This is a genomic window from Gracilibacillus boraciitolerans JCM 21714 (genome assembly GCF_000521485.1).
Lineage (GTDB): Bacteria > Bacillota > Bacilli > Bacillales > Amphibacillaceae > Gracilibacillus > Gracilibacillus boraciitolerans.
This window is the reverse complement of the sequence record NZ_BAVS01000061.1, coordinates 1-5,596: the sequence shown is the minus strand read 5'-3', so window position 1 is coordinate 5,596 and position 5,596 is coordinate 1. Positions and strand designations below refer to the sequence as shown.

At 34.1% G+C, this 5,596-nt stretch carries 3 protein-coding genes, 2 pseudogenes and 1 other annotated feature; of the genes and pseudogenes, 3 read left to right on the top strand and 2 right to left on the bottom strand.

Annotated elements, in window-relative coordinates:
* Positions 1-56 precede the first annotated feature (56 nt).
* On the bottom strand, positions 57-1,061 hold the full coding sequence (locus tag JCM21714_RS17380; RefSeq protein WP_035726341.1) for an LLM class flavin-dependent oxidoreductase: 1,005 nt from the start codon (positions 1,059-1,061) through the stop codon (positions 57-59).
* Between the two features lie 106 nt (positions 1,062-1,167).
* Here JCM21714_RS17380 and JCM21714_RS17375 point away from each other — a divergent pair, with 106 nt between their 5' ends.
* Complete coding sequence (locus JCM21714_RS17375; RefSeq protein WP_235183028.1) at positions 1,168-1,506, top strand: DUF488 domain-containing protein; 339 nt, start codon at positions 1,168-1,170, stop codon at positions 1,504-1,506.
* Positions 1,507-1,554: 48 nt separating this feature from the next.
* Here the strand turns inward: JCM21714_RS17375 and JCM21714_RS17370 are convergent, their stop codons facing one another.
* Entirely contained in the window at positions 1,555-1,755 is a 201-nt protein-coding gene (locus JCM21714_RS17370; RefSeq protein WP_035726336.1) for a cold-shock protein, read from the bottom strand.
* A gap of 390 nt (positions 1,756-2,145) precedes the next feature.
* On the opposite strand from JCM21714_RS17370, the pseudogene rlmN reads away from it, so the two are divergent.
* Both rlmN and JCM21714_RS17360 read left to right on the top strand, forming a co-directional pair.
* A pseudogene (gene rlmN, locus JCM21714_RS17365) lies at positions 2,146-3,215 on the top strand (dual-specificity RNA methyltransferase RlmN).
* A gap of 346 nt (positions 3,216-3,561) precedes the next feature.
* Positions 3,562-5,226: pseudogene (locus JCM21714_RS17360) on the top strand (glycoside hydrolase family 13 protein).
* An 81-nt stretch (positions 5,227-5,307) separates the two neighbouring features.
* Positions 5,308-5,520 (top strand) — a binding site (T-box leader).
* Positions 5,521-5,596 lie beyond the last annotated feature (76 nt).

Below are 5,596 nucleotides of genomic sequence, written 5' to 3'. Positions count from 1 at the left end.
AATTTGCATTATCGTTCGGATTTTACTTATTTTATGTCAGTCTCTTTATGTCAATGTTATTCGTTGACTATTTCTGCGACGATGTCGTACGATTTTTTTCTTGCTTCGTGATCATAAATCTGTGAATTAATGATTACTTCATTTGCTTCTGTTTCTTCAATAAAAGCTGATAGTTTTTCACGAACGGCATTTTTATCCCCCCCAATAATAGTCGTTTTACTATTAACTGTCTTTTCTACGGAAGACTTCTCATAAATCGACCATTCCTTCTCGATATCATCAATCGGTGGCATCAACTCAGATGGATCACCACGAACTAATGATAAAAACTGTTGTTGTTGTGAAGTTGCTAACCATTTCGCTTTCTCCACTGTTTCTGCTGCAATAATATTTACCCCCCCTACCATCGCATGTGGTTTACTCAATTGATCAGATGGTGTAAATCGTTCACGGTATAAACGTAAAGCAGGTAGTGTATAGTCCGGAGAAAAATGACTGGCAAATGCAAAAGGTAATCCTTTTTCTGCTGCCAAACGAGCACTGAAATCACTGGAGCCGAGTAACCAGATTGGAATGTTCGCGCCTTTTCCAGGTACTGCTTTTACTCTAGCTGTACCACTAAAGTATGATTCTAATTCTTCCACCAGCAGAGGAAAGTCGTCTGGACTGCTATTTAGCGTTCTTCTTAGTGCATAAGCAGTTGCTTGGTCACTTCCTGGTGCGCGACCTAATCCAAGATCAATGCGGTCAGGATATAGAGCATCTAATGTTCCAAATTGTTCGGCAATCACTAAAGGTGCGTGGTTTGGTAACATAATCCCACCGGCGCCAACGCGAATTTTTTCTGTGTGGCTTGCAATATGACTTATGACAAGTGAAGTAGCAGAACTGGCTATGCCTGGCATATTATGATGCTCTGCTAACCAATACCGATAGAAACCAAGCTTTTCGACATGTTTGGCTAAATCTGCACTATTTTGAAAAGATATTGAAGCATTCTTACCAGCTAAAACTGGTGCTAAATCCAACAATGAAAATTTCACATTAGAAAATGTTGACATATAAATCACTCCTTCATTTACTTGAGCATGTAAAAGATGATACTCTTTACATAATGAAAGGTCTAATAATCTGTTTGTGAGGTGATTTATTATTCAATTAAAAAGAGTGTATGATGATCCGGAGAAAAACGATGGGTGTCGTATATTGGTTGATCGTGTCTGGCCAAGAGGAGTAACTAAAGAAAAAGCCAAGTTAGATGCTTGGTTAAAAAATATTGGTCCATCACCTAAGCTTAGAAAATGGTTTGAACATGATCCAGATAAATTTCAAGATTTTAAAGAAGAATATTTGCAGGAATTAAAGAATGATTCAGAAAAAAAAGACGCTCTTCATCAATTAGAGGAATATTATTATGAACATAATGGAGAGATAACATTGGTGTTTGCTACAAAAGAATTAAAGTACAATCATGTGGTCATATTGAAAGAAATATTGAATAAATAAAAAACGCTTATGCAAAAGCATAAGCGTTTTTTGTTATAAAAGGCTAAATTAGTTTTTTTCTACGTTAGCTGCTTGTGGTCCACGGTTACCTTCTTCGATGTCGAAAGTTACGCTTTGACCTTCTTCAAGTGTTTTAAAGCCTTCGCCTTGGATAGCAGAGAAGTGAACGAATACATCGTCTTGTCCTTCTACTTCAATAAATCCAAAACCTTTGTCTGCATTAAACCATTTTACTGTACCTTGTACCATATTTCTTTTCCTCCTATGTGTGAACCGTTCACACAAATGTATTACTATTCTTGCTCTTGCCTCAAAACGAAAACTGAACGTTACGATCCTTGAAGGTGTCATCGAACAAAATAGCTAACTTCATTATAGCAAGTGATTTATGAAATTGCAAGGTCATGAGATAAAAATCATGAAATTTTTCTGCTTCTCTTTATTGATTAATATATAGTGGATAGCCATAATAAGTGAAAATAGAGGGGGATAGAGCTTGATTTGATTTTGTAGTTTTTTAAAGATATTTTTTTATTTATTATTTTTTTGGTTAACCTTATTTTCTGAAATTCTTGCTATTTTACTCTGTATTTAGTATGATGGTCTGATGTAAATGAACGAATAAGAAAAGAGGGATGATTGATGAATAGTTCCATCTATTCTTTAACATATAAGCAATTAACAGATTGGCTTGTAACACATGGTCAAAAGAAGTTTCGAGCTAAACAAGTTTGGAATTGGTTATATAAAAGAGAGTTGATACCTTTCAGGAAATGTATAATCTAAATAAAGATTGCCAATTAGTATTAGAGGAGAATTTCACCTTAGGGACTTTAACAGAGGAAATTAAACAAGAATCCAAAGATGGTACGATAAAGTTTTTATTTAAGTTAACAGACGGGAATTTAATTGAGACGGTCTTAATGAAATTTAGTTATGGTTATTCTGTTTGTGTAACGACCCAGGTTGGCTGTAATATTGGTTGTTCATTCTGTGCCAGTGGATTACTTACAAAAAATAGAGATCTTAATGCTGGTGAAATTGTTGAGCAAATCATGAAAGTGCAAAAACACCTCGATGCAAAAGATGAGGATGAACGTGTCAGTCATATAGTTGTGATGGGTATTGGTGAGCCTTTTGATAACTACGATAATACAATGGATTTCCTGCGAATTGTAAATGATCAGGATGGTCTTTCAATAGGAGCTCGTCACATTACTGTTTCGACGAGTGGACTGGCTAAACGAATTTATGATTTTGCGGATGAGAACATTCAAGTAAATTTAGCCTTATCATTACATGCACCAAACAATGAATTGCGCACTAAAATTATGAAAATTAATAAAGCATTTCCATTAGAAAAACTGATGCCAGCAATTGATTATTATCTGGAAAAGACAAATCGTCGTATAACATTCGAGTATATATTACTAAAGGATGTTAATGATCATAAAGAAGAAGCAAAACAGCTTGTAACTTTATTGAAGAATAAACGCCATTTGTCTTATGTAAATCTTATTCCATATAATCCAGTGGATGAGCATAATCAATATGATAGAAGTGAGAAAAAGGCAATTTTAGATTTCTATCAAGTCTTGTTAGAAAACGGCGTAAATTGCGGTGTTCGTGTGGAACATGGAACAGATATAGACGCAGCCTGTGGACAACTTCGAAGTAAACAAATAAAAAAAGATAAACAAAACGTGTAAAAGCATCCTTTTGAAGGGTGCTTTTTTATATAATAAAAGTTATCTCGATAAAGTGATGCAATCGCCTGCTTTCTAATTATTTTTCTTTCTGTTGGATTCTATAAGTATATATAGAATATAAATGTAGAGTTAATCCATTATATAAAAAATTATTTACTCCAGTCTTTTATTTAATTCAACACTATTGACAGAAAGATATTACATGATAATATAAGTTATGTGCAATCGATTGCGCAAATATACGCTATACTTATGTTAATAGTAAAGGTATTATAGTTTAAATACTTAAATTAAATGAATAAATATTTTGGTGCCTATATCGAAGATTACAGGGGGGGGTTATTTCATGAATAAAAAGTGGTGGAAGGAAGCAGTAGCATATCAAATCTACCACGTAGTTTTATGGATTCTAATGGGGGGGATGGTATTGGAGATATACAAGGTGTTATAACAAAATTGGATTATCTGAAGGATTTAGGAATTGATGTTATTTGGATGAGTCCAATCTATCAATCACCCAATGATGATAATGGATATGATATAAGTGATTATAAAGCAATAATGAAAGACTTTGGAACAATGGAAGACTTTGACCAGTTATTACAAGAAGTACATAAACGTAAGATGAAATTGATTATGGATTTAGTAATAAACCATACGTCTGATGAGCACAGATGGTTTATGGAATCACGTTCTTCCAGGGATAATAAATATCGAGATTATTATATCTGCACCCAGGTAAAAACGGGGATGAGCCAAATAACTGGGAGTCTATTTTTGGAGGATCTGCATGGGAGTACGATCAAAATACAGAAGAGTATTATATGCATGTTTTTTCAACCAAACAACCTGACTTAAATTGGGAAAACCCTGATGTACGTAAAGATTTGTATGAGATGGTGAACTGGTGGTTAAATAAAGGTATTGATGGCTTTAGAGTAGATGCTATTTCACATATTAAGAAAGTACCAGGCTTACCTGATCTGCCAAATCCTAAAAATAAAAAATATGTTCCATCCTTTAAAGGTCATATGAATCGTCCTGGTATCGATAAATTTTTAACGGAATTCGCAGATAAAACCATCCATAACTATGATGTGATGACAGTAGGAGAAGCAAATGGAGTAACTGTTGCAGATGCGGAGCAATGGGTGGGAGAAGACAAAGGTTATTTTGATATGATATTTCAATTTGAACATTTAGGTCTTTGGGAAATGAGTACAAAGGGCGGATTGGACATTCGAGCTTTAAAAAAGACATTAACAAAGTGGCAAAAAGGCTAGAAGGTGTCGGCTGGAATGCGTTATTTCTTGAAAATCATGATCAACCTAGATCCGTATCAACGTGGGGGGGTGATGACCAAATGTATCGTGATCAATCCGCCAAATGTTTAGCGACAATGTATTTTTTAATGAAAGGCACTCCTTTTATATATCAAGGTCAAGAAATTGGAATGATGAATGTACAATATCAGTCAATTGATGATTATAATGATGTAGCCATTAAAAACATGTATCATAATGAAATTGCTGAAGGTAAATCTCATAAGGAAATTATGCAAAAAATATGGAAAAGTGGAAGAGATAATTCCAGAACCCCAATGCAATGGAATCATTCTGTTAACGCAGGCTTTTCGACTGGAAACCCATGGTTAAAGGTTAATTCAAACTATGAAGAGATCAATGTAGCAATACAACAGAATGATCCAAAATCTATTTTAAATTACTATAAAAAATTAATAGCTCTCAGAAAACATTATGACGTTTTAGTTTATGGTAAATATCAACTTGAATTATATAATCATCATCAGGTATACGCATATACCCGTCATTTAAATGAAAATGGTGCATTTGTTATTGCTAATTTATTCAATAAAAAAACAGTAATAAATGTTCCTTCACAAGTATTCGATAAATCACCTCAATTAGTATTATCGAATGAAAGTGATGTTAAGGAATTGGCAGCAAAAATAACTTTGAAACCATATGAAGCACTTGTCTACGTTTGGTAAAAGAAACACACCTTGACAAAATCCAGACATTTCTTTAAACTATCAGAAAGTAAAGTCAATTATTTAGAAGACCATATTATATAGAAGACTATGAAGAGGAATAGTAGTAAACGATATAGGTTAAGAGAGGTGACATAATGGTGAGAGTCACTCCTATACTCTTACGAACTCGCCTTGGATGTTATAAAAGTGAAACTAGTAGCTTTTGTCGTGTTCCGCGTTAAGGAAATGAAGTGAGTGCTGGAATCAGTACTAAAGTTGGGTGGTACCGCGGGAATCTCTCTCGTCCCATTGTGGGATTAGGGGGGATTTTTTTGTGTATAAGAACATATGTTTCATTCAAGATAGTAACAATCATCTTTATTAATGG

Coding starts and splice junctions, on each gene's coding strand:
- JCM21714_RS17370 (WP_035726336.1), bottom strand. CDS start 1,755: ATGGTACAAGGTACAGTAAAATGGTTTAATGCAGACAAAGGTTTTGGA.
- JCM21714_RS17380 (WP_035726341.1), bottom strand. CDS start 1,061: ATGTCAACATTTTCTAATGTGAAATTTTCATTGTTGGATTTAGCACCA.